This is a genomic window from Streptomyces sp. 2131.1, from assembly GCF_900105515.1.
GTDB classification, from domain to species: domain Bacteria; phylum Actinomycetota; class Actinomycetes; order Streptomycetales; family Streptomycetaceae; genus Streptomyces; species Streptomyces drozdowiczii.
Genome location: NZ_FNSY01000001.1, coordinates 3,886,398 through 3,909,895, shown reverse-complemented (window position 1 = coordinate 3,909,895; position 23,498 = coordinate 3,886,398). Strand labels below are relative to the sequence as shown.

Genomic DNA, 23,498 nt, shown 5'->3' with positions numbered 1-23,498 from the left:
CGTTCACCAGCCGGTTTCGTAGGGGGTTGCCGGCGCGTGGGTGGCGGCCGGCGGGGCGAGGGGGCCGCGCGGGGCGGCTGCGGGGTGGCCGCACAGGCCCTCGCGCAGGGCGCGGGCCGCGGCGAGCGTGCGGTTGGGGCAGTTGAGCTTGGCGAGGATGTTGGCGACGAGCCGCTTCGCCCCGTGCTCGGAGATCCGCAGCCGGCGCCCGATCTGCTTGTTGCTGAGGCCGTCCACGACGAGCGTCAGCGCCTCGCGCTCGCGCGGGGTGAGCCGGGGCGCGGCCGGGACCTCGCGGGGGCCGCGCCCGGCCAGCTCCAGGAGGGGCCGGGTCAGGGCGGCCGGTATCCGGACCTCGCCGGCCCGCATCGCACCGAGCATGTCGCCGAGGGCCGCCGCGTCGAGGCCGTCGGAGAAGAGGAGAGAGGCGCCCGCCACGGAGGCGACCCGGTCGAGGTCGACGGACCGGGTGTCCGGCAGGAGCAGCAGCACCCGCACGCCGTACGCGGCGACGCGGTGCAGTACGGAGTCGCCGTCCAGGTCCGCCGGCTCCGGGACGATGAGCAGGAGGTCGGTCCGCGGGTCGTGGACGGCGTCCACGGCGGCCGAGAGCTCCGCGAAGGACCGGCAGGTGCCGGCCGCGTCCACGGCACCGAGCATGCGCTCCAGGCCGTAGCGCTGGAGGTCGTCTCGGACGGAGAGGATGACGTGGGTCGCCTGCTGCGGGATCAGCGGCGAGGCGGTGGCGGTGGTGGTGGAACGTACCGGCGGAGAGGCGACTGCTAGAGCCGCGCGGTTCTGCGACATTGCCCTTACCCCCAGGGGTCCTTGTCGGTGACCGCTGGGGCCACCCGTATGCAAGGAACGCTAGACGCGCGAAGGGCCGTGGAGGCCGTCACTGCCTCCTAGTCCGGGTGGCCGCGGACCGAAAGTAGTAGCCGGATACCTCGGGGGTATCCGGCTGCCGGGAGGACGGGGCGGGGAACGCTTCAGGCCGCCGGAGCGGCGAGCGGGACGTCGGAGAGGGCCTGCCGGGCGAAGGCCACGACGTGGGCGCGCAGGTCGAGGCCGCCGGCCGCCTCCGCGTCGGGGCCGATGATCAGCCGGGCCAGCTGCGGCACCGCGTTCGGCCAGGCGGCGAGCCCGATCAGGCTCAGCAGACAGGCCGCGACCTGCGGCGACGCCTCGGTCCCGAAGCTCTCGGCGAGGGCGGCGATCTTCTCCTCGTAGTGGCTGCGGCGGCCCTCCTCGTTGGGCAGGACGCCGTCGCGGTAGTGCAGGCCCTCCCAGAAGAAGAGGCGGACGAGGACCGGGTTGTCGCGGTGGAAGTCGTACACCCGGCCCACGTACTCGGCGGGGTCGTCGCCGCCCTTGAGCGGGACGGCTGCGGCGAGCTCGTCCAGCGCACGCCCCACGACGGCGTCGAACAGCTTCTGCTTGTTGCCGAAGTAGCCGTAGATCCGTTCCTTGTTCACGCCAGCCAGCTCCGCGATGCGGTCGACGCGCGCCCCGGCAATGCCGTGAGCCGCGAATTCCTCCTTCGCCGCAGCGAGGAGCCGTTCCTTGGTGTGGGTCGTGTCCGAGGTCATGACACCAGCGTAGAACGGCTTCCCGCAGATGCCAACCAACTGGATGGTTGACATCCAACTAGTTGGTTGGCAGAGTGGAACACGTCGCCGAGGGCAGCACCACCGCCCAGGCCCCAGGACAGGACCTGCGACAGCACCGCCCGTACCGCATTCCGTACGCACCGCACACCAACCTGGATGGGACTTCTCATGACCACCGTCGCCCGCCCCGCCGCCACTTCCGCCACCGCCGCCGCCGACCGGAATCAGCCCCGGTCCGCCGCCCCCGCCCAGCCGGCCGGACTGCCCTCCGTCCACATGCGTGCACTGCTCACCTGGATCGCGGTCTTCTCGGCCCTGACCGTCGTGCAGCTGCTGGTCGGCCCTTACGTGAAGGGGTTCCCGATGCTCCTGCGCACCCTGGTGATCACCGGGATCGTCGTGCCGGCCGTCGTCTACACGCTGGTGCCCAACCTGCTGAAGGTGCGCGCCGCCGTCCTGCGCCGCCGCCACTGAGACGTGGGACACCTGGCTGATTCCAGCCATCACCGCCACGCAGTCCGCAAATCGGCTTATCCTGCACCGGTTCAGCGCTTGAGAAGCAGTTGAGCCCCGGGGGAGGAAAGCGTGATGAGAGAACCGGCGCAGAGCCGCCTCGGCAGCCGCCAGGGCGGCCCGCCCGCGAACCGCTTCAGGGCGTACGAGGACGAGGTGATCGCCCTCTACCACGCCCGGCTCCGCGGGATCAGCAGCCCGCTCGCCGCCGAACAAGAAGTCTGGGCGCAGTGCGAGTTACAGGGCCGCCGGGTCTTCCGTGACTGCGCCGACAGCCTGGAGGCCGGCCTGACGGAGGTCTCCGACAGCCACATCGCCGAGGTCGTCGACCTCGGCAGCGCCCGGGTCCAGCAGGGCGTCCACCTCACGCACTCGGTGCGGGCCGGTGTCATCCTCTTCGACACCGTCCTGGAGCGCCTCCTGGAGTGCACCGCCGGCATCGAGGGCGCCGACAAGGCGTACGCGGCGGCCATCCGGGCCCTCCAGCAGGGCATCGGCCGCCGCCTTGAGGTCGGCTCGATCGCGTACGACTCGTTCATGCTCGCCCGGGTCCGCGAGGTGCACGACAAGGGCCACCGCAAGCTCGCCCGCGAGATCCACGACCAGATCGGCAACTCCCTCAGCCTCGCCATGCGCCAGCTGGAGCTGTACGAGCTCCAGGTGGCCCGGCAGAACGCCGACGTGCCCAAGGAGGTGCGGGCGGCTCAGGACGCCATCCTGGAGACCCTGGCCCACACCAGGGAGCTGGTCACCGAGCTGCGCCGCCCGGCCATCACCGGCTGCCTGGAGGCGGCGCTCGCCGACTTCGTCGCTTCCATGGGGGACGAGGGCGTCCCCGTACAGCTGTGGGTGCGGGGTCTGGACGAGTGGATTCCGGCCCCGGTCGCCGAGGAGGTGTTCGTCATGGTCCGCGAGTGCCTGCGCAACGCCTTCCGGCACGCGGACGCGGGGAACATCGTCGTCCACATCGACATCGCCCCGCACGAGATCCAGTGCGAGATCATCGACGACGGCCTCGGCTTCGACGCCGAACAGGTACTCGCCGGCGGCCGCACCAACGGCCTCACCGGCCTCCAGGAACGCACCGACCTGCTGGGCGGCACGCTCCACATCGGCTCCTCGGCCGGGCGGGGGACGCACGTCACCATGTGGATACCGATCAAGGAGGACCAGGCTCTCCGATGAGCGCCCCCGACACCCCCGAATCCGTCCGCATCCTCGTCGCCGACGACCACACCCTGCTGCGCGAGGCCCTGTGCGACCTGCTGCGCTCCGAGCCCGGCTTCGAGATCGTGGCCCAGGCGGGCAACGGCGAGGACGCCATCCGGCTGGCCGCCGCGCACCGCCCCGACGTCGTCCTGCTCGACATCGAGATGCCGCGCAACGATCCGCCCGCGACGGTGCGCCGGCTGCTCCAGGGCGACCCCGGCCTGCGGATCATCGTGCTGAGCATGTACGACGGCCAGCAGCTGGTCCAGGAGCTGCTGCACCTCGGCATCAGCGGCTATCTGCACAAGAGCACCGGCCGCGAGACCCTGATCTCCGCCGTACGCTCCCGCGAGGGCGGCGAGCTGCGCACCGTGACCGTCTCCGTGTCCCCCGACAGCCTGCGCGCACCGCAGCCCGTTCCCGACAGCGCGGGCGGCCTCTCCGACCGCGAGGCCGAAGTACTGACCCTGGTGGCCCAGGCCATGAGCAACCGTCAGATCGCGGTGAAACTCGGCATCGCCGAGGGGACCATCAAGCGGCACATGCGGAACATCTTCACCAAGCTCGACGCCGTCTCCCGGATCGACGCCGTCAACAAGGCCGTCGAACGCGGCCTGCTCCCCCAGCCCGACCCGCCCCGCCGCCGCTTCTGAAACGGCTCGGCCCCGCACACACTCTTGTGTGCGGGGTGGTCGGACCGGAGTGCCGGATGGTCAGGCCGCGACGAACAGCCCGGCGAAGAGCGTCACATGGACCAGGTGCTGGGTCACCATGAAGGCGCGGTACGGGGTTCGGCCCCGGGCCTCGTCGCCCCGCGTGGTCCGGCAGAGCACCGCCACCACCAGTCCCCCGCCCGCCAGCACCGCGGCAGCCGGGCCCAGCAGGGCCGCCCAGCCGGTCAGCGCGGCGGCCAGGAAGCCCCCGCCGACCAGGAGGGCGCCCGCCCCGCCCACCAGCCGGGCGGTGGTGTCGCCCCAGGCGGTCACCGACGTACGCCGGCCGGCCGCCGCGTCGCCCCGCACATGGGAGAAGTCCTTGGTCACGGCCCCCACCACGCACATCCACAGCGACATCGCGGCGGCCAGCACCAGCATCGCCCCCGGCGGCCGCCCCTCCCCCGCCGCCGTCCAGCCCGCCGCGTACGTCAGCAGCCCCATCAGCAGCACGGACCCGGAGGTACCGGCCGCGCTGCGCTTGAGCTGGAAGGGCGCCGCGGAGTAGGCGTATCCGAGGAAGAGGAACGCCAGGACGAACGTGATCAGCAGTACGTTGTTGCAGGCCAGCGCGATGACGACGGACCCGGCGGCGGAGAGCCAGGTCAGCCGGGCGGCGGCCTTCGGTGAGAGGTCGCCCCGGGCGATCGGCCGCCCGGTCCGGTTCAGCCGGTCCTCCTTGACGTCCGACACCCCGTTGATGCCGTACGTGAAGAGGGTGGCCAGCACCCAGCTGACACCGGGTGCGATCAGCTCCGGCCCCATCCCGGCGAGCCGGCCTCCGGCAGTGACGGCGGCGGCTGCCAGGAAACGCATCAGAAAGACGATCTGCACGCAGACCCGCGCCTCTTCGACGAAGAGAACGGCGGCGCGTGCCGCACCTGCGATCCGCAGGGTGGAAGTCGGTGTACCGGAATTGATCTGCGCTGTGTATGCCCCCATGGCCAGGGACATTAATGACGGGCCCCGGACACACACATGCCCCATCGGCGGGCGTTCCGATACCCCTTTTGGGGAAGGGGCCGTATCGGAAGGACCGCCGACGGGGCAGTGCGCGTGGGGGTGTGCGGGGGCTGTGTGGGGGGGGAGTTGGCGGGGTGCGGGATCAGCGTTCCTGCTGGGCGCCGGTCACCGAGGGGAGGTTGACCAGCAGGGCGGCGAGCAGGCCGATGATGAGACCGGTGAAGTGGACCTGCTGGGCCGCGCCGATGTAGATCCAGTAGCCGAAGAACATGCCGCCGGAGAGGAAGAGCAGGAACAGCCCGGCGAAGGCGCCCAGCGCGATGTTGGCGCGCTGCGTCACGACGATCCCGGTCTCCTCGCCGCGCGCCCGGCGCCACAGGCCGTACGCCGCACGGGCCAGCAGGGCCACGATCAGCACCTCGTAGATGATGACGCCGATCAGCGCCGGTGTGGCCATCGACTCGGGCATCGCGCGCCACTCAAGACCGTTGCCCCGGACGGGGTCCTTCACCAGGTCCCGCATGGTCAGCATGGAGCCTATGAGCGCCTTGTTGGTGCCGAAGTCGTTGACGTTGTTGAGCGTGACGAGACCCAGCCACAGGGTGAGCCCGCTCATCAGGAAGGCGTTGAGCGCGGCAAGCCGGGAGCGGACGGCGAGGTCCGGCCGACCGGTGGCCCGCGCGGCCGTCGTGTCCTTCGTCGTGGTGGGCCGGTCGGCGGTCAGTGCCATGGGAGGACTCCTCGGAGCAGAAGGGGAGGGGAAGTTCGATGGCTTCAGCGTGCCGGGCTTCCCGCCGGCCCGGCAGATCCCTCTTCGGGCTGCCCGGCCGGGCATGGCCTGCGGACCTGCCCGTACGCACTGCCCGTACGGGCTCCTCGACCGGCCAGGGGTACGACCCCGAATCCCATTGCCCGGGGGCGAGTTCGTCCAGCAGGATCGGGCCCCGTGACCACCGCAGAGATACCCCCCGCCGCACGGCCCGCCGCATCGCCCGCCGCCGCGCCGCCCGCCACCGACGAGCCGAGCGCTGTACTGCCCACCGCGGAGCGGCCGGTGGCGGAGCGGCCCGTGCCGGAGCAGCCCACCGGGGAGCAGCCCACCGCGGAGCAGCCCGTGGCGGCCCCGCCCGCGGCCGCCCCGCCCCGGCCCCTCGCGCTGATCACCGGCGTCGGCCGCACGGTCGGCATCGGCGCCGGCATCGCGCGCCGGCTGGCCTCCTCCGGCTGGGACATCGCCTTCACCTACTGGACGCCCTATGACCGCCGCATGACCTGGGGCGAGGAGCGCGGCTCCACCGCGGCCATCGAGGCGTCGCTCGCCGCGCACGGCGCCCGCACCGCCGCGATCGAGGCGGACCTGATCGATCCGGACGCCCCCACCCGGATCTTCGACGAGGCCGAGCGCCGGATCGGCCCGGTCACCGCGCTCGTGCTGAGCCACGCCGAGTCGGTGGACTCCGGTCTCCTGGACACCACCCTCGCGAGTTTCGACCGCCACTTCGCGGTGAACACCCGCGCCACCTGGCTCCTGATCCGGGAGTACGCACTCCGCTTCCGCGCCCCCGCGGGGACCGGCCGGATCATCGCGCTCACCAGCGACCACACCGTCGGCAACCTGCCGTACGGGGCCAGCAAGGGCGCCCTGGACCGCATCACCCTGGCCGCCGCGCGCGAACTGGCCCACCTCGGGGTGACCGCCAACGTGATCAACCCCGGCCCGGTGGACACCGGCTGGATGAGCGAGGAGCTGGCGGAACTGATCCGCCGGGACACCCCGCTGGGCCGCCTGGGCACCCCTCAGGACACCGCGCATCTGGTCGACTTCCTCTGCTCACCGCAGGGTCAGTGGGTCAACGGCCAGCTGCTCAAGAGCAACGGCGGCTCCGCGTAGGGCGACGCCACCCCTTGTCGTGCGCCCGGCGGGTCATTAGGGTCACGCGGGTCACCACGTTGTCGAAGCGCTTCGACGAAGGCGCTCCGTCAACGGCTCCGGCAGCACGCGCGCGACGTACCAGGAACGGATGCCATGCCAGTCCGAGACCAGACGGGCACGACCGTCGACAACCCGGTGATCCCCGGATTCCACCCCGACCCGAGCGTCTGCCGCGTCGGCGAGGACTACTACCTGGCGTGCTCCAGCTTCGAGTACTTCCCGGGCATCCCGCTGTTCCACAGCCGCGACCTCGTCCACTGGACGCAGATCGGCAACGTCCTGGACCGGCCCGGGCAGTTGCACCTGCCCGTGGGCACCCGGGCATCCGGCGGCATCTACGCGCCGACGCTCCGCCACCACGACGGCCGGTTCTGGCTCATCGTCACCAACGTCGAGGTGGGCAACCTGCTGTTCACCACCACCGACCCGACCGGTCCCTGGTCGGACCCGGTCCCGCTCCCCGGCGTCCCCGGCATCGACCCGGACCTGGCCTGGGACGAGGACGGCACCTGCTGGTGCACCGTGGCCGGCGTCTCCCAGGTCCGTATCGACCCGCACACCGGCGAGACCTTCGGTGAACCCCGGCGCATCTGGTCCGGCGCCCCCGGGGCGAAGGCGCCGGAGGCCCCGCACCTGTACCGGATCGGCGACCACTGGTACCTGGTCATCGCGGAGGGCGGCACCGAGCGCGGCCACGCCGTCTCGGTCGCGCGCGGCCCCTCCCCCGCCGGCCCGTTCGAGCCCTGCCCGGACAACCCGGTGCTCACCCACCGGGGCCGCGAGCACCCGGTACAGAACACCGGCCACGCCGACCTGGTCCAGGGGCCCGACGGCTCCTGGTGGCTGGTGCTGCTCGGCGTGCGCCCGGGCGGCGGCACCCCCGGCTGGCACGTGCTGGGCCGCGAGACCTTCCTGGCCCCGGTGACCTGGGTGGACGGCTGGCCCGTCGTCGGCGAGGTGGCCACGGAACTCGCGGCCCCGCCCTGGCCGTTGACGCCCGCCCCCGGCGCCCCGGTCCGGGACGACTTCGACCTGGCCGAGCCGCGCCCGTACTGGATCTCGCCCCGTCGCTCGACCGCCGGCCGGTCCGGCACCACGGAGCGCCCCGGGTGGCTGACCCTGCACGGCCGGGGCGGCTCGCTGGACGACCCGGACGCGGTGTTCACCGGCCGCCGCCAGCAGCACCTGTCGTGCCGCGCCCGTACCCTGGCCGACGCGGCGGACGGCCGCGGCGGCCTCGCGGTCCGCCTCGACGAGGCCCACCACTACGCGGTCGAGGCGGACGCCGACGAGATCCGCCTGCTCGCCCGGATCGGCCCCCTCCGCCAAGTGGTCGCGACCCGCCCGGCGCCCTCGGGCCCCGTGGTCCTCGGCGTCGACGTCGTACGCACCCGCCCACCCCTCGCCCCCTGCACCGGCCCGGACACGGTGTCCCTGGGCTTCGAGGAACCGGACGGCACGTTCACGGTGCTGGGCGCCCTCGACGGGCGCTACCTCTCCACGGAGGTGACCGGCGGCTTCACGGGCCGCGTGATCGGCCTGTACGCGGCCGGCGGGACGGTGCACTTCGACTGGTTCGACTACGAGCCGCTGGAGGGCTAGTCCTGGATCGGGGCGGGCGACGGCCAGTCGGCGGCAGGGTCCTCGGGGAGCAGCGGGCGCAACGCCCCCACCGCGGCCCCGACGCAGGTGTCGCGCAACTCGGTGCGGGTGCAGGTCTCACGGGTGAGCCAGTCGACGCAGAGCACCTGCACGAAGACGAGCCACGCCTTCAGCGCGGCGGACACCGCGTCACGCACGCGCTCGTCGGCCAGCGGGAGCACGCCGAGCAGGCGTGAGCGCAGGGCGTCGAGTTCGTCCGTCATGATCGTCTGGATGACCGGATCGCCCGCCAGCACACGGTTCGCGGCCAGCACGGCGTGGCGGTTCGCGACGAAGTAGTCGAGGTGGGCGTCCAGCCCCTGGGTGAGCTGCTCGACGAGCGAGGCCCCCGGCTCGAACCTGGTCGCCACGAGCAGCTGCTCGGCCGCCTGCTGGTAGACCGCCGCGAAGAGCGCGTGCTTGCTGGGGAAGTGCTGGTAGAGCAGGGCGCGTGACACCCCCGCCTCGCGCGCCACGTCCTCCATGAGCACGTCGTCATAGGGCGATGCGGCGAAGAGGCGCGCGCCGACGGCCAGCAGCTGGGCGCGGCGGTCGGCGGGATTCAGACGGCGACGGGGCGGCACGCCCGCAGCTTACTTGACACACGTCTACCAAGGCCCCCTAGGCTGACCCTAAGTAGACGCATGTCAACTAACGCAGGGGGAGCCATGAGCAGAGCACTGCGGATGTTCGCCTGGGTGACAGGGGTCGCGTGCGTGGCGATCGGCCTGTTCCACGTGATCGCCGGCAACGCCGCGATCCCGGGTGAGTCCGACGCGGGCGCCACGATCGACAGCCTGGGCCGCTTCTTCGGCGCGATCTTCACCGGCTACGGACTGGCCTGGCTGTGGGCTGCCCGCCAACACCCCATCCCGGCCCACGCGGTCCGATGGCTCGCGGCGGTGTTCCTGCTGGGTGCGGCGGGCCGCCTGCTGTCCCTGGCCGCACACGGCTGGCCGCACCCGTTCCAGGTAGCACTGACCGTGATCGAGCTGGTCCTGCCGCCGATCTGGCTCTGGCTCGCCGACGCCGACGAACGCACCACCCGCCGGCCCGCACAGGAGACACCGTGAACCCTCCCGCGTCCGAACTCCAGATCTACGCGGTGGAGGAGCGAAGCCCCGAGGCCGCCACCTGCGTAGTCCGCTGCGTAGGCGGCGTAGCCCGCACCGGCCAGCACTTCACAGTCCACTCACCCACCGCCGCAGCCACGGCTCCCGTCCTCCTGACCCTCGACCACATCAACTGCTACGCGAAGGCCATGGAGTTCCTCGACCCACCCCACAGCGCGACGGTCCGCCTGTCGGGAGACGGCACGGACTCCCTGGCGAAGGGCATCGTCCTCACCTCCGCCGAGACCGACGAACCATGACGGAGGCGCCGATGGGGACGATGCCGCTCATCCACTCCCCGCCGCACGGAAGTCACGCGTCCTCGACACGGTGACGCCGGTGGCGCGGAACCGCACCAACGACCCAACGGAAGAAGCCGACACCCGTACTGCCCCGTCGCCCCCTCTCTCGACGAGGACGTCCTTCCGCCCCGGGGCACCCCAACCCCGCACGCGCACATCGCGTGCGTCATGGAAGCGCAGAAAGAACTCGACGCCCTCGCTGCCGTGCACACGGGAGAACCCGAGGGTGACGGAGCAGCCTCGTTCGTCGAAGTGAACGTAGAAGAGATCGCTGCTGCTCAGGACATCACTCGCGCACAGCGCCGGAAGCGCCGGGCCGCTCTCGGCAGCATCCTCAGAGTCGTTCATGGAAGGTCTTTTCACTCGGGCCGGGAACAGTGGTGTGCAGCTTGGCGTCGAGCCTGCTGCGGAAGCAGTGAGGCCCGCTGTCCGCACCTTCCGGGCCCACCCGAAACCCGCTGATGTGACCGACGAGGACATCGCCACTGCCGGTGAAGCGAAGGAACTCGGACTCCCCGCAGCGCGACACCGAGACACGGATCCTGTGGCCACTCCCACTGAGCACCGCCAGCTCGAAAGACACGAGCAGCCCGGCCTCCCAGCCCTCCAGCTCCAGATCATCCACAGCAAGGAACTGGAGCTGCCCCTGTACCGTGTCGACGCCCGCGGCCACCCACTCCTCCGGCAGCGGCAAGGACGGAGCGGGCAGATCCAGCCGCAGCGTCACGGTGGGCCCGCGCCAGTCGAGGTGAACGGACCGGAGCCTGACGCAACTCAGATCCAACGGGTCCGCGCCGTAGAGCGGGGCGAGAACCTCACAGTTCCGGGCCAAGAGCCTTGCGGTCATAGCCCTGGTGCTGGCCGGATACGGTCACGCCGGCCGCTCGCGACGCAGGTGCATGAAGTAGTCATCGATATCCATGATGTCGTCCTGGGTCAAGGACGGCGGCCCGCCGTTCCAGCCGTCCACATGCCGGACGAACGCGTCGCCGGGGCTCACGCCGTGCGTCTCGACGTAGTCCGCAGCATCTCCGCGCCAGTAGTACGTCCCATCGGTCAGGATGCCGCTGCCGCCTGAGGTGCCGAACCGGTCCTGAAGGATGTCGGTCGTGTACTCCATGATCGCCGGCACGACGTGCCCTCTGCGCAGATACGCGGCAACACGGGCCCGGTCCTCTTCGCGCGGCGCGCCCGTCTGCCCGGCCGTTTCGCCCTTGTGCCGGGCGTACTCCTGCTGGCTCGCGAGCGAACTCAGGAGGCCCAGTGACCGCACTTCACGCATGCGTTGGGGATCTCCGCATCCATCCCCCACGAGCAAGCAAAAGGATCGCCCCAAACAAGAAACCCCAGGCCGAAGGCTCGACCTGGGGTTCATCATGGAGCCGCCTTCGGGATTCGAACCCGAGACCTACGCATTACGAGGGCCTGCAAGATCATCTCAGCCCATGCCGGACGATGTCGCCGAATCTCATTTCGCCAGGTCAGAGAGCCACAGCCCCCGCTCCACATGCCACCAAATCCATCCTGTGCCGCCCGGTCCGCTCACGCAGCGCTCACGCAGCGCTGGTCCGTTACGTGCCCCTTGGTTCCCAGGTAGCCGATGTCTCCGTCAATGACGCAGCTGACCGCTTCGGCGGAATGCAGATGTGGGAGCGGAGTGCCAGACCTGAGCGTCTTACTGCTGGTCTCCCTCGCCGCCAAACTGCTGGATGTCGCTCAGCAGGTGGAGGGCATGTGCAGTCAAGGAGAGGGCGTGAGGCCGTGTCAGGGAGATCTTGCGGTGGGCGTGCGGGTTGCGAACGAACTTGAAGAACGTCCGCAGCCGGAGTCGGTAGATCTTCAGCATCGTGTTGTAGACGAAGACTTCGTCATGCAGGTGGTCGATGAACTCCCCAACGAGCCTCTGACCGTACCCATCATCGTTGCCCACCACGTCTCGCAACGCCGACTCAACCGCGATCCCGACTTCGCGGACCGCATGGTCATAGAGCTCGTTGTCCAAGAGCTTGCGCAGGTCTGGCAGAAACTCGGGAAGCTCGACCTGCTCCGAGAGCTGCTGGGTGACGACTTCCCAACCCGAGGCGGTGATCGTCAGAGGAGACTCGTTGCCGTCTTCCTCGAAGGCGGGGTACGTGTAGGGATCGCCATCCCAGAAATCTTCTTCTACCGGTAGCTCGGGCAGGCTTGGAAGCGAGATCTCCCGACTGTTGCCTTGATCGTCCTTGGTGAAGTACCTGACTCCCCGCTTCCATCCCATCTCGATGCGCCGGCGGAGCTCCCACTCGCGATGACTGATCGGGGTAACGCCGCTGATGAGGCCCTCCTTCCGCAGGCGAAGCAGGTCTTCATGCCAGATCGCCACCTGGAACGCATCCCGCGACCACGGATCCCGGGGAGGGTGCGGCTTCTTCGAGTCATAGTTGTACGCGTTGAACAGGACACAGCGATCAATGTCATCCATGGGCTCGAAACGGGTGCCCTCCGGGAACTGCGCCAAGTCGAACAGACCGTGCACCCCACCCGGCGAGCATGGGTAAGCGGGCCAGTCCGCATGAATCGCCAGGACGAAACCACCACGACCATCGCCGTAGCCCCACCCAAACCAACCGGGGTGGTCAGAGAGGTCGCGGGACTTCTCAGCGTCCGATCCGCCTTCGCTCATGAGACGAGCATCTCATCAGCCGCGGACCCGATCGCAGCAGAATTTCGAGTCAGGACCGGCCTCTCGTTCCCTTGCCTGCTTCGACGTGCCCGTACAGCTGGCGCCACTGGTGGCCGCCGAGTAGATCACGGCGGACCGCGACCCAGCACCCCTTCAGTTCACTGAGATGGCCGCCGAGAACGGGCGAGGGCGGACGGGTGCGGACGGCGAATAGCGCGGCCAAGCCGACGATGCCCATCTCGCACCTGCAGCAGCCCCCTCGTCATCAACGGTGTGCGGCGAGTCAGCCAGTGCCACCACATCACCAAGTGAGCCGCACGTGCCCCCCGAGACCTCGCCCCAGGACCCCGTCCAGGAAGCGAAGCACCGCCGCGCCGGCATCATCGCCTTCGCCATTGGCGCCGCCGCCTCGCTCGCGTTCTTCGCCTTCTTCCCCGGCCTCCCCCACGTCATCGACTGGGGTGCCATCCTCGTCTCCCTCGTCGTCGGCGCCCTCACCCGCTGGGCCTGGCTGGCCCGGACCCGAAGGAAGCACGCCAGCGCGGAGTAGATCGTCGCGGCCCCTCCCACCACCGACGCTGTCACGCGCGCGGGCGCTTACCGAGCCAATGCGCATCAAGCCAGACCCGATGTTCAGGTCGCAGCTGCACCGCCACAGGTTGGCCGTGCAGCTGCGCGTAACACGGATAGCCGTGAAGGCTCGGGATCACGTCGAGGGTTCCGGAGGCCACGTCCACCGCGATATGGCCGAGGTCAAAGAGCCTGTGGATGTCACGGCGCAGGAGCAGCCCGCCATACTCGTGGTGCTCGCCACTCTCGGCATAGCTGTAGAGGTGAGCCGCTTCCAGGGCGTCCGCCGGCGTGGGGCCCGTGAAGGCGCACACTTCGCCCTGCTCGCGCAACAGACGTGCGCGGAAAGCCTCTTGCCCGACGCGCGTTCGCACGAACGATTCCTTGTGGCCTCCTGCTATGGCCAGACGAGCGGCTGCGGCAATGTCCTTCACGGTGCTGGCCTGACCGGTGGCGTCGAGAAGTGCCTGCCGTAGCCGCTCCCATCGCGCAGGGCGCATACTCAACTGCGACTTCGGAGATTCGCAGAGGGCCCGCAGCTCGGAGCCCGAGAGCAGACCACGCCCGTTCATCCATCTCTTGCCGTGCGAAGACCGGTAGGTAGTCACCGACTTGGTTTTCTGACGTGGGGCGGCAAAGAGGTGTCCGCACTTGCCGCAGCGGTAGGCTGGCTTCTCTCGGTGACGCCGTTTGATGTCAGCCTTGCCACACCGAGGACAGGAGTACAGCACCTTCTCGGCCGAAGCAGTGTTGATCGCCTCTATCACCGAAACGCCGACGAGCTCCTTCCTGTCCCAAAGAGCTATGACGTCCCCCACCGCCACACGAGCATGGTTCTGAACGGTGCTGTCCCAGCTGTAGTGCAGAGACGCTCTGTCGTCATAACCGTCGTTTCCGGCATGCTCCCGGTTGGCACCCAGCGCCAGCATCAACCACGCAGCGGCCACGTTCTTGGTGGTGAAGTTGGCTCGCACATCGACCAGTTCGTAGTCGCGACTGGCGCCTATATCGGCCTCCGGAATCATGCGCCAATCATGCCTGAGGGACCAGCGGCGTACAGCCCGGGCGTCTTCGCAGCAGGTCCCGCTGGATGTCGTCGCCCGACCTCGCTTCTCCGTTCGGCAAAGCCGCGGTGGTGAACATCAGATCAAGGCACCGACGGACTCGATCCGGACAGATTCGATCAACTATACGTAACCGCTTGCGACTTCGCCGAGGCACGTTCGATGCTGCTGGGGCTCGAAGCAGCAGAAGATGTCCGGCTTTGGCGTCGTGCCTTGGCGGCTTCTGACTCGCGAGCCTGGAGACCCCGTGGCCACCCATGTCCCGCGGGCCAGTTCGGCATGTCTGCCTCAACTGGCACGCTCTTCTGAGCCACCTCGGCTCTCACACCTTCCCTCATGTGCGGGGGCACGCCCCCTTCCAGCCCCGGCGGAGCTCGCCGGATCCGACGGGGAGGCGGCGTGACCAACCCGTTCGAGCCAAGCGTTGCCCAGCAGACTGCTCTCGTGGACCACCTAGTCAACGCGGTGGTCAGCGATGCGACCGGCGAGGCCCGGGGGGACGTCTGCCTGGGCGAGCCTCCAAGTGCTCGGTACTTCATGGAGAGCCTCGGCCCCCACACCATCGAACCTGGCGGAGCCGCCCCGCGGTACGGCCGCACGACACCGGACAGTCTCGGGTTCGAGTTCGAGGCCAGCAATGCCAGCTCCATCAGCGTCAAGGCGCGGGCATCGTTCTACTACGCGGCACTTCCGACCCGATCGCAGCAGCTGGAGTGGGCTGGTGAGCGCGAAGAGCCGTACAGACTGGCCCCTCTGTTCAAGCGACTGACTGTGACCGTCGGTCCCGTGGACGTCGTGCTGGGACAAGAGGCCGGCCTGCGTCAGACCTTGGAAGCTGAGTTCCAGCGCGCCTTCCAGGACGCCGTAAGAGTGGCACTCCAAGACCCTCGGATCGACCGTCGTGTCGGGAACGACCGCCGAGAGCGGCTCGTTCCTCCTGCCGCGATGGCGGACGACCGGACCTTCGAACAGTGGCTCGCCCGGGAGGTGGGCGGGGACCCCGTAGTGCCATCCCCCGCCGCGCACGTCGTCATCACGTCGAGGCTGGTCGCGTCCGGGCGGCTCCGCGTGACCGTCACTCTGCAGAACCTCGCCACCGACCCCGTCGTGACCGTCCAGGGACGGGGCAGCAACGCCGGCCGTACCCGTCGCGACGAGGCGAGGGACAACGCCCTGTTCCGCGCAGAGCTGGAGATCCAGGGTGACCATCTCCTGCCCATCGTGATGGACCTCGGTGCCGACGCCTACCGCTACTCCGGGGAGCTCGGGGCGTACGCGAACAACTGCGGTGTCGAGCCCCGGTGGCACGAAGGCAGGCTCGTGGCCGTACGCAGCGTGCCCGTCCCTCAGCACGACACCCATCGGGCCGTGGCCAGAACCGATGAGCGCTGGAGTTACGCGACGCTTTCGACCGACCCTCTTCCCGTTCTCGACGAGCTCGCTGACGAGATGGAGGCGTACCTGGGGGCTCCTGTGTGGAGCACCGAGGATCTCCAGGACAGGCCCGAACTGGCCCAGCGTAAAGAGGCAGACCGAAGGGCCGCGGCCGCGGAGGTCGCCCGCTTCCGTGACGGTGTCGCTTGGCTTCGGAGAGACAGGCGTCTCCTGACAGCGTTCCAGCTGGCCAACGAGTCCATGGTGGAGCTCAACAAGCGGCGGAAGCGACCCAGCCGGGGGTGGCGGCTCTTCCAGCTGGTCGCCATCGTCAGTCAGCTCAGTTCCCTGGCCTGGCGCGAGCATCCCGAGGACCTCTTCGCACCTGGCCTCTGGGGCGACGAACACGACGTGGATCCGACCGAGGCAGCGACCGTCGTCTGGTACCCCACCGGCGGCGGCAAGACCGAGGCGTATCTCGGCTTGGTGCTGGTGTGCATGTTCTACGACCGTGCGCGGGGAAAGGCGCTCGGAGTCTCGGCATGGTGCCGGTTCCCTCTGCGGCTGCTGACCTTGCAGCAGACACAGCGCCAGCTCGATGTGATCGCCGCCGCCGAGACGGTCCGTGGCAAAAACACCGGCCTGCTCAGGGAGGTTGGTGGCGATCCCGGCTGGCCCTTCTTCATCGGCTTCTACGCCGGTGGTGGTAACACCCCCAACTCGCTGATCACGGACCGCATGATCGACCGCCTTCGCTCAAGCGAGGAGGAACGGCATGCGTACCGCCTTGTCCATGACTGCCCTTACTGCGGTGAACGGTCAGTCCGCATCCCGGCGCCCGACCCACAGCGACTCAGGCTCCAGCACGTCTGCGGCAGCGAGGCGTGCGGGAAGGTTCTGCCGATCCTCGTCGTCGACACCGAGATCTACCGGTACCTACCGACCGTCGTGGTCGGGACCCTGGACAAGCTCGCCAACGTAGGGCTGTCGGACAAGTTCGGCGCCCTCCTCGGCGACGTGGACTGCTGGTGCCCTCCTCACGGCTTCGGTCGGGGCGGTAAGTGCCACGAACGGCATGCGCCGGGTCATCCGAAGACCCCGCTCCAGCCCCTGGGCGAGCCTCTTTACGACCCCTCCCCGTCACTGGAGATCATCGACGAGCTTCACATGGTCAACGAAGAGCTCGGAGCTTTTTCCGGCCACTACGAGGGCCTGCTGGCCGAGGTGCAGCGCACTCTGTCGTCCCGACAGCGTGCCGACGGTCGAGGTGTCCGGATGAAGGTGGTCGCCACCACCGCCACCATCCGGGGCGAGGACCGCCAGAGTGAGCACCTCTTCGGTCTCAGGTCAGTGGTGGTGCCACTGCCGGGGCCCAACCTCAACGAGAGCTTCTACTGGCGCCTCGACCGGAGTCTCCCGCTCCGTCGCTTCGTCGGAGTCATGCCGACACGCGGCACGGCAGAGATGACGCTGGTCAGGATCCTGACGTCCGCCCACCGGGCACTGTGGAAACTCGACCGGCGAGAGGGTCTGCCCCCCGCCCTCGAGAGTTGGCCGGAGGATGAGCTCCGCGCAGTCGTCGACCTTTACCGGACGAGCCTCACGTACGCCACCACTCTGGTCGACTTCGGCCGTATCCGTCGCTCGCTGGATACCCAAGTCAACGAGGCCCTGCGCAGGGAGGGCTTTCCGGATCTCAGGGTGGCCGAACTCAAGGGCGAGACGCGCCTGGACCAGGTACGCGGCGTCCTCGACGACCTGGGAAGCACCAACGGCAACACGGGCATGGTCGTCGCCACCAGCATGGTCAGCCACGGAGTCGACGTGGACCGGTTGAACCTGATGCTGTTCAACGGCATGCCCCGCTCCATGGCGGAGTACATCCAGGCGTCGTCGAGGGTGGGCCGCGCCTACCACGGCCTCGTCTTCATGCTCTTCAACCCCGTGAGGGAGAGAGACCGGTCGCACTACCGCTATCACGGCAAGTTCCACGAGTACCTCGACCGTATGGTCGAGCCGGTGGCCATCAACCGCTGGAGCAGGTTCGCGGTTCGCAAGACCCTGCCGGGGATACTGATGGGGCAACTTCTCCAGATCGCGAACCGTGACTGGTGGCGGGCGGGTAACGCCCCTGGCCACCTGCACGACCTCTCGAAGATGCAGGCCGCCCTCCGTACCCCCTCGAGCGGGGGCCTGGAAGGGGTCCAGCTCACCGAGCTGCTGGAGGTGCTGCACTCCGTCTTCCAGTCGGACCGCCCGGAGGGGCAGGAACTCCGTACTGACCTCGAGGACATGGTGGAGCACGCCCTGGCGAGCCTCCGCTCCGCCGGCGCCTCCGCTGGCCTCACCGGCGGGAACAACCGGGGATACCGCGCGACTGGCGACTACCTGGGCCTCGAGTACCGGCCCATGACGAGCCTCCGCGACGTCTCCGAGGGAATCCCGTTCCACGTCGTATCCGACAGCAGGAGGTCGTGATGGCGTTCAACCCCAGGAACGACGACATGGCTCGGGACAGGGGCCAGGTTCTCTACCGATACCGCCCCGGCCAGACCTTCGACCACCGCGGCGGCTACACGGCCCAGGTGGTCCAGTTCGGGCGTGACGAGGAGTTTGACGGTCCCTCGCTCGACCGCGAGCACCTGGTACAGGAGGCGATGCGGTTCGTGCGCAGGTGGCGAGCCGCCGGGAGTGCGCGCTCCGCCGGAGCTGACCGGGCGCCGGAGTTCCCCGGGGACGAGGACCGGCTTGCCGATCGCCACTACGAAGTCGTGGTCCCGGGTAAGGTCTTCTGCCGCATCTGGCCTCGGGTGGTGCGCTGCTCGAGCGGCGGGTGCGGGCATGTCTGGACGGCCAGTGACCCACGGCCCGGAACGGACGACTGGCCACCGGCCTGCCCGACCTGTGGCAACACAGTCGGGAATCGACAGCTTCAGTTCGTCTTCGCGCACAAGTGTGGCGAGATGTCGCCCATGTACCCGCCAAGCAAGTGCCCCAGGGGACACACCCGGTTCAGGTTGGACGACCGCGCGAGTCGGTTCCGTGACTTCCGGTGGGAGTGCATGACCTGCGGCTTTCCACTGTCCGTGCAGTGGAGTTGCAGCAACTCCTCGTGCAGCTACCCGGACAAGTTCATGCACCCCCTGCTCCACACCGCGGGCACGGCGCATGTCGGGCAGGGGTTGACGCTCGTGAACGTGACCACGGCAGAAGAGGCCACTCGGCAGAGCAACCCCCTGTACACGGCTGCCGTGCTCGGCTGGTGGCTCGGTGAGATCACCGAGGACGAGTTCCGGCGGCTCACGGACGGGCACACGGTGGACGTCCCCGACGAGGTCGTCGAGAGCATCCGTGCGATGGAGGAGGCCGGCCTGAACGATCAGGCGCGCGCACTCCGGGCACGCTTCATGCCGGTCGAGGTGGACCACCTGCGGGACAGCGTGAGCAAAGCCCTCGGGCTGGACACCGAGAGCGACGACGCCCGCGGGCTTGCGGCCGAACTGCACACCTATCGTCGGGTCCTGAACCTGGAGCGCCTTGGTATCCCCCGCCTGCAGCGGGAAGCCCGCAACCCCGAGCGCCGCGCCCTGTACGAGCGATACCCCGGTGTACTGAGGGCTGCCGGACTCGGTCAGGAGACATGCCTGATCAGTGATCTCCCGATCACCTACCTCGCGATCGGATACAGCCGGACGGGGTTCAGCCCCGAGGAGGCCGACCTGGTGCCCTATCGGGGACGTGCCGCACGAGGCGCACCCGAGAAGACCCTCCTCTACGCCCACCCCACAGAAGCGGAGGCTCTCCTGTTCCCCGTGGACCGGGAGCGGGTGAGCAGGTGGCTGGTCCGCAACGAGCTCGTGAGCCGCAGCACGCTGGACGACTCAGGGGGCGTCACGAAGTGGTTGGTGCACCAGCTGGGTCCCAGTAATGGTCAGGCCCTCTCTCACGAGACCCGGCCGGAGCCCGGGCACCCTGATCTCCCTGTTCACGAGCTGTTCGGCCTGCTTCACTCCCTGTCCCACCAGCTGCTCCGGGCTCTGGCGGTCGACAGCGGCTACAGCGAGACGAGCCTGTCCGAGTACCTCTTCCCGTACGACCTGGCATTCGCCATCTACCCCAACGGTGGGAGCGACTTCAGCCTCGGTGCCATGCGGACGGTACTCGAACAGAATCTGGACGCGGTCGTCAGCCGTGCAGTCGACAACGACGCGTGTCTGTACGACCCGAACTGCATGATCACCAACGAGGGCGCGGATCACGGCTGCCTCCAACTCCCCGAGACCGCCTGCCAGTCCTGGAACCGGAACCTCTCCCGTTGGCATCTGTTCGGATCTCCCGACGGTTCCAGGGTCGGATACTGGGATCCGACCCTGTGAATCACCGGTGGTGGGGGGGCGGGAACTGAACCAGAACCCTCCCCTAACCACTTTCCGAACGTGCGTGAATTCCAACCGACCGTCGGTCATGGATGATTCGGAGTCTCCGTGAAGCCCGAGCTGGATCTCTTGGACGTCGTCTCCGACGCGCGTGCCCGTGTAGGTGCGCACCCGGCTTGGCAGTCCGGGCCGGAAAGGATCTACGACCTGCTCCGCACGGCGACCAAGTTGCGAGCCATGGAGATCGCCTCAGGAGTCGAGTCCGATCTTCCATGGGAAAGCGTTCTCGCCCAACTCGTCGCATGGCACCAGGACTTTCCGCTCGGCACGGGTCCATGCTCTGAGTCCGCTGCTGGCGAGATCACGGCGCTGGCTGCCGCAGCCCAGCACTGGGACCGCTTGGAGACCGGTGTCCGAACTGGCGCCTACCAGGTCCGCCTGACTGGAGGGGGCTTCCGTGTGCGTCACAGCTGGAACCCCGCCGTCGAGGTCGCCGACGCGTTCCTCGAAGCAGCCTCGGTTCCGACGCAGTTGCCGAAACTGTCCGAGACGGAACGCCGGTGGATCTCCACGAGGAGCGCCGGCTCTCGGAAGGGGCCACCAGGGGACGTGTTGGAGGCTGCTGTCAACCGCGCCACCGTGACCATCGAGGCTTACCGGAAGGCGGTGCCCGAGGGCCAAATTCCCGACACCTTCCCCCTCGGCGAGGGGATGACCGCCGGAGACATGACCCGCGTCTTGGCGGTGATCATGGGGATCGCCTCGCTGTGCGAGGAGACAGCGCACCGGCTCTCAAGACTGGAGTCGACGCTCGCTCACATGCCGATTCCACGGCTGATGGCCGTCCTCGCGGACCTGTGCCCAACCGTGTCCGAGGCTCATCAGGCCCTGGCAGTGGAGAGGCTCACCTACCGCTCCGGACGTTCGTGCAGGACATCCCCTCTCGTGCCGTACGGTGGCGCCGTGATCATCTGCCCGCCCCTGATCACTCCCCGGGCCGTGGACCCGATCATGCTTCGTTCCGCTGCCAACGACTCCCGGGGGTTCGGAAGTATCGGACGTGAACTAGGTAACCGTGCAACCGCATGGACCGAATGGCTACGCACGACCCCAGGTGCTCTCGTCGCCGAGCAAGTGCCCGTGACGAGAGCCGACGGCCGATCTGCTGGCGACCTGGACGTGGTAGCCGTGGACCCGGCCGGGCGTGTGGGCCAGTGCTTCGAGATCAAGTGGCCGATCGAGGCGCTGTCACTACCCGAGTCGATGAAGGTGGAGAACTGGGCCACCTCCGCCGCTCGCCAGTTGGACCGGCTGAGAGAAGAACTCCGCGCGGGAACGGCGACGGCCCTGCTGCCGAGCGGCTGGCCACCTTTCGAGTCGATCGACTGGATCTGGTGCGTCGGCACTCCACAGCAGCTCTGCCTGCGTCCGCTCCCAGCGCAGGCCATGCATGTCACGTCCCTTCGCTACGTACAGGCGCTGGGAACGCCACCCGACCTGGCGACCTTGTCAGACGCGCTTGTGAGGCCCGACCTACCGACCGAGGGGGTACATTTCAAGGTCGCCAAGAGATCCTTCCCCGTGGGAAGTCGTCAGGTCCATCTCGATGTGCTGGGGCTGGTCCCTGGCCATTGGCGCCCCCGATTCCTGTGAAGGTCGACGAGATGGACGGCCTGTTCGACGAGGTCACTGCGTGAGCAGGCCCGAAACCGTTGCCGGGACGGACAGGAAGTCTCGGCCCCATCCCATCTCGCGAAAAACCACGGGTCGGGCAAACTCCGGTTGGCATGCGGTGCTGCTCCCGTAGCATCGATTGGTGGTGGGGTGTGTCGCCCTGAGCGAACGAACGCAGTGGTCCCTCTTGGTCGGGGGTCGCATCCGTCCGGTTTCACCGAGTCTCCGGGACGGTCACCCTCCGGAGAGCAACGTCACGGGGAAGCAGAGCCGGGCACATATGAAGTACGACATCGCCGCACCCGAGCCAGCGGGCATGGTGGCCTCGCTCAGCTCCCTAGGGTACTCACTCCCCGCGGCCGTCGCGGACTTGGTGGATAACAGCATCTCCGTCGAGGCGAAGAACATCGACGTGGAGTTCACCTGGGCGGGAGCAGACTCGTGGATCGCCGTGGTCGACGACGGCTGGGGCATGACCGCCGAGGAGCTCGTCACGGCCATGACCGTGGCTGCCCGCGGACCCGCGACCGCACGCACGTCCAGCGACCTGGGACGTTTCGGGGTCGGCCTCAAGTCGGCCTCCTTTTCCCAGGCCAGGTCTCTGACCGTGACCACGGCCAGAGATGGGGAATGGCACACCCGGACATGGGACCTCGACGTCGTCGAGGAGTCCGGCCAGTGGCGCCTTCTTCACGGGGCCGACGACGACACCACGGCCGTGCTCGACAGACTTCGAAGCTCGTCCGACCACGGCACCGTCGTGCTGTGGAGACGGCTCAACGGATACCGCACCGACGGCGTCAGCACGGATGACGAGCGCACCCAGAAGCAGTTCTACGCCGAGGCGACGCGCACGGAGTCGCATCTCGGTATGGTCTTCGCCCGCTTCCTCACCGGGACCCGCCGTCGGAAGCTGCAGGTTCGCGGCGCCCTCGTGGAGCCCTGGGACCCGTTCATGAGCAGTCACCCCTCCGTGCAGCGTCTGCCAGAGGAGGAACTTCCCCTGAACGGCAGCCTCGTGAGGGTCGAGGCTTTCGTCCTGCCCAGCGTGCAGAGGCTCACACCGGAGGAACACGACCGGGCCGCCGGCCCCGGAGGCTGGCTCGACCAGCAGGGGTTCTACGTCTACCGCAGGAACCGGCTGATCCTCGCGGGAGACTGGCTGGGACAACGGGGCATGCGCAGGGAGGAGAAGTACAACCTGGCGCGCATAGCCGTCGACATCCCCGCCGAAACGGACGCAGAGTGGGGCGTGGACGTGAGGAAGTCGAGCGTCGTCCCGCCTGTCGGCCTCAGGCCACACCTCGACCGCATCGCACGCAAGGCGCGGTCCACAGCCGCCGACGCCCTGAGACACCGTGGCCAGGTGGCCGCGCGGACGCATGGCGATCCCCTTTCGTACGCATGGCTCGTACGTCGCCCCGATGACAGGGTCGTCTGCAAGATCAACCGCAGCCATCCGTTGGTGGAGGCGGCCCTGCGTCCGGGAGGTGCCAGCGCCGCGGACGTGCGTGCCCTGATCCGGCTCTTGGAGGAGACGATTCCGGTCGCGGCTCTCCGCGTGATGCACGAGGCGGACAGCAGCGACGATCCCGAGCCTTTCGGCGGTCCTGGCGTCGCGGACGCCGAGGCGATCGAGGTCGCCCAGCGCATCTACGAGTCACTGGTCCGGGGCGGGCGTTCGCCGGCCGCCGCGCGGGAGAGGCTCCGAACGATGTCGCCCTTCGATCAGCTCCAGGGTTTCTGGAGCAGGTGACCCAACTGTCAGCGGTCGCCCCTACT

The 23,498-nt window shown here is 68.8% G+C and carries 22 protein-coding genes; 12 read left to right on the top strand and 10 right to left on the bottom strand.

Annotation, left to right across the window (positions count from 1 at the left end):
• Positions 1 to 3: 3 nt before the first annotated feature.
• A complete protein-coding gene (locus BLW14_RS17480) occupies positions 4 to 807 on the bottom strand; it encodes a response regulator transcription factor (protein WP_093708183.1) in 804 nt (267 codons plus the stop codon).
• A gap of 182 nt (positions 808 to 989) precedes the next feature.
• A complete protein-coding gene (locus tag BLW14_RS17475) occupies positions 990 to 1,589 on the bottom strand; it encodes a TetR/AcrR family transcriptional regulator (RefSeq protein WP_018102204.1) in 600 nt (199 codons plus the stop codon).
• A gap of 189 nt (positions 1,590 to 1,778) precedes the next feature.
• Here BLW14_RS17475 and BLW14_RS17470 point away from each other — a divergent pair, with 189 nt between their 5' ends.
• The 3 genes from BLW14_RS17470 to BLW14_RS17460 all read left to right on the top strand — a co-directional run bounded on the left by BLW14_RS17470 (position 1,779) and on the right by BLW14_RS17460 (position 3,985).
• Complete coding sequence (locus tag BLW14_RS17470) at positions 1,779 to 2,084, top strand: putative antibiotic biosynthesis monooxygenase (RefSeq protein WP_093708182.1); 306 nt, start codon at positions 1,779 to 1,781, stop codon at positions 2,082 to 2,084.
• Between the two features lie 114 nt (positions 2,085 to 2,198).
• Positions 2,199 to 3,308, top strand: coding sequence for a sensor histidine kinase (locus BLW14_RS17465; RefSeq protein WP_093708181.1), 1,110 nt, complete (start codon positions 2,199 to 2,201; stop codon positions 3,306 to 3,308).
• Positions 3,305 to 3,985, top strand: a complete 681-nt coding sequence (locus BLW14_RS17460; RefSeq protein ID WP_093708180.1) for a response regulator — start codon at positions 3,305 to 3,307, stop codon at positions 3,983 to 3,985. Before BLW14_RS17465 ends, BLW14_RS17460 begins: the two co-directional genes overlap by 4 nt.
• Positions 3,986 to 4,045: 60 nt before the next feature.
• Here the strand turns inward: BLW14_RS17460 and BLW14_RS17455 are convergent, their stop codons facing one another.
• Positions 4,046 to 4,987 carry a UbiA family prenyltransferase gene (locus tag BLW14_RS17455; RefSeq protein ID WP_256332822.1) on the bottom strand — a complete coding sequence of 314 codons (942 nt, stop codon included), beginning with the start codon at positions 4,985 to 4,987 and terminating at the stop codon, positions 4,046 to 4,048.
• Positions 4,988 to 5,150: 163 nt separating this feature from the next.
• Positions 5,151 to 5,738, bottom strand: coding sequence for a DUF2165 family protein (locus tag BLW14_RS17450; protein WP_093708179.1), 588 nt, complete (start codon positions 5,736 to 5,738; stop codon positions 5,151 to 5,153).
• A gap of 384 nt (positions 5,739 to 6,122) precedes the next feature.
• Here BLW14_RS17450 and BLW14_RS17445 point away from each other — a divergent pair, with 384 nt between their 5' ends.
• The gene (locus tag BLW14_RS17445) at positions 6,123 to 6,899 is read left to right on the top strand and encodes an SDR family oxidoreductase (RefSeq protein ID WP_177154224.1); all 777 of its coding nucleotides are present in this window, start codon (positions 6,123 to 6,125) and stop codon (positions 6,897 to 6,899) included.
• 135 nt (positions 6,900 to 7,034) lie between these two features.
• The gene (locus BLW14_RS17440; protein ID WP_093708177.1) at positions 7,035 to 8,543 is read left to right on the top strand and encodes a glycoside hydrolase family 43 protein; all 1,509 of its coding nucleotides are present in this window, start codon (positions 7,035 to 7,037) and stop codon (positions 8,541 to 8,543) included.
• On the opposite strand, the gene BLW14_RS17435 is transcribed toward BLW14_RS17440, so the two are convergent.
• Positions 8,540 to 9,166: a TetR/AcrR family transcriptional regulator gene (locus tag BLW14_RS17435; RefSeq protein ID WP_093708176.1), complete on the bottom strand. Its 627-nt coding sequence runs from the start codon at positions 9,164 to 9,166 to the stop codon at positions 8,540 to 8,542. The genes BLW14_RS17440 and BLW14_RS17435 overlap by 4 nt on opposite strands.
• An 84-nt stretch (positions 9,167 to 9,250) precedes the next feature.
• Between BLW14_RS17435 and BLW14_RS17430 the strand changes: the two genes are divergently transcribed.
• Together BLW14_RS17430 and BLW14_RS17425 are read left to right on the top strand one after the other, a co-directional pair.
• Positions 9,251 to 9,655 carry a DUF4345 domain-containing protein gene (locus BLW14_RS17430; RefSeq protein WP_093708175.1) on the top strand — a complete coding sequence of 135 codons (405 nt, stop codon included), beginning with the start codon at positions 9,251 to 9,253 and terminating at the stop codon, positions 9,653 to 9,655.
• Complete coding sequence (locus BLW14_RS17425; RefSeq protein WP_093708174.1) at positions 9,652 to 9,954, top strand: hypothetical protein; 303 nt, start codon at positions 9,652 to 9,654, stop codon at positions 9,952 to 9,954. Before BLW14_RS17430 ends, BLW14_RS17425 begins: the two co-directional genes overlap by 4 nt.
• Before the next feature lie 27 nt (positions 9,955 to 9,981).
• Here the strand turns inward: BLW14_RS17425 and BLW14_RS17420 are convergent, their stop codons facing one another.
• From BLW14_RS17420 to BLW14_RS17405, 4 genes are all read right to left on the bottom strand, one after another.
• Positions 9,982 to 10,344, bottom strand: a complete 363-nt coding sequence (locus BLW14_RS17420) for a hypothetical protein (protein ID WP_093708173.1) — start codon at positions 10,342 to 10,344, stop codon at positions 9,982 to 9,984.
• The gene (locus BLW14_RS17415; protein ID WP_093708172.1) at positions 10,331 to 10,843 is read right to left on the bottom strand and encodes an Imm50 family immunity protein; all 513 of its coding nucleotides are present in this window, start codon (positions 10,841 to 10,843) and stop codon (positions 10,331 to 10,333) included. The genes BLW14_RS17420 and BLW14_RS17415 overlap by 14 nt, the downstream gene beginning before the upstream one ends.
• Before the next feature lie 24 nt (positions 10,844 to 10,867).
• Positions 10,868 to 11,278, bottom strand: coding sequence for a hypothetical protein (locus BLW14_RS35190; protein WP_256332821.1), 411 nt, complete (start codon positions 11,276 to 11,278; stop codon positions 10,868 to 10,870).
• 393 nt (positions 11,279 to 11,671) lie between these two features.
• Complete coding sequence (locus tag BLW14_RS17405) at positions 11,672 to 12,658, bottom strand: TIGR02391 family protein (RefSeq protein WP_143052011.1); 987 nt, start codon at positions 12,656 to 12,658, stop codon at positions 11,672 to 11,674.
• A 319-nt stretch (positions 12,659 to 12,977) separates the two neighbouring features.
• Between BLW14_RS17405 and BLW14_RS17400 the strand changes: the two genes are divergently transcribed.
• Positions 12,978 to 13,208, top strand: a complete 231-nt coding sequence (locus tag BLW14_RS17400; protein WP_093708170.1) for a hypothetical protein — start codon at positions 12,978 to 12,980, stop codon at positions 13,206 to 13,208.
• A gap of 31 nt (positions 13,209 to 13,239) precedes the next feature.
• Here the strand turns inward: BLW14_RS17400 and BLW14_RS17395 are convergent, their stop codons facing one another.
• A complete protein-coding gene (locus BLW14_RS17395; protein ID WP_256332820.1) occupies positions 13,240 to 14,253 on the bottom strand; it encodes an HNH endonuclease in 1,014 nt (337 codons plus the stop codon).
• A 438-nt stretch (positions 14,254 to 14,691) separates the two neighbouring features.
• Between BLW14_RS17395 and BLW14_RS17390 the strand changes: the two genes are divergently transcribed.
• The 4 genes from BLW14_RS17390 (at position 14,692) to BLW14_RS17375 (ending at position 23,472) form a co-directional block, all read left to right on the top strand.
• Positions 14,692 to 18,144, top strand: coding sequence for a helicase-related protein (locus BLW14_RS17390; protein ID WP_177154010.1), 3,453 nt, complete (start codon positions 14,692 to 14,694; stop codon positions 18,142 to 18,144).
• Positions 18,144 to 20,042 carry a hypothetical protein gene (locus BLW14_RS17385; RefSeq protein ID WP_093708168.1) on the top strand — a complete coding sequence of 633 codons (1,899 nt, stop codon included), beginning with the start codon at positions 18,144 to 18,146 and terminating at the stop codon, positions 20,040 to 20,042. The genes BLW14_RS17390 and BLW14_RS17385 overlap by 1 nt, the downstream gene beginning before the upstream one ends.
• Before the next feature lie 108 nt (positions 20,043 to 20,150).
• The gene (locus BLW14_RS17380; protein WP_093708167.1) at positions 20,151 to 21,695 is read left to right on the top strand and encodes a hypothetical protein; all 1,545 of its coding nucleotides are present in this window, start codon (positions 20,151 to 20,153) and stop codon (positions 21,693 to 21,695) included.
• 301 nt (positions 21,696 to 21,996) lie between these two features.
• Entirely contained in the window at positions 21,997 to 23,472 is a 1,476-nt protein-coding gene (locus tag BLW14_RS17375; protein WP_093708166.1) for an ATP-binding protein, read from the top strand.
• Positions 23,473 to 23,498 lie beyond the last annotated feature (26 nt).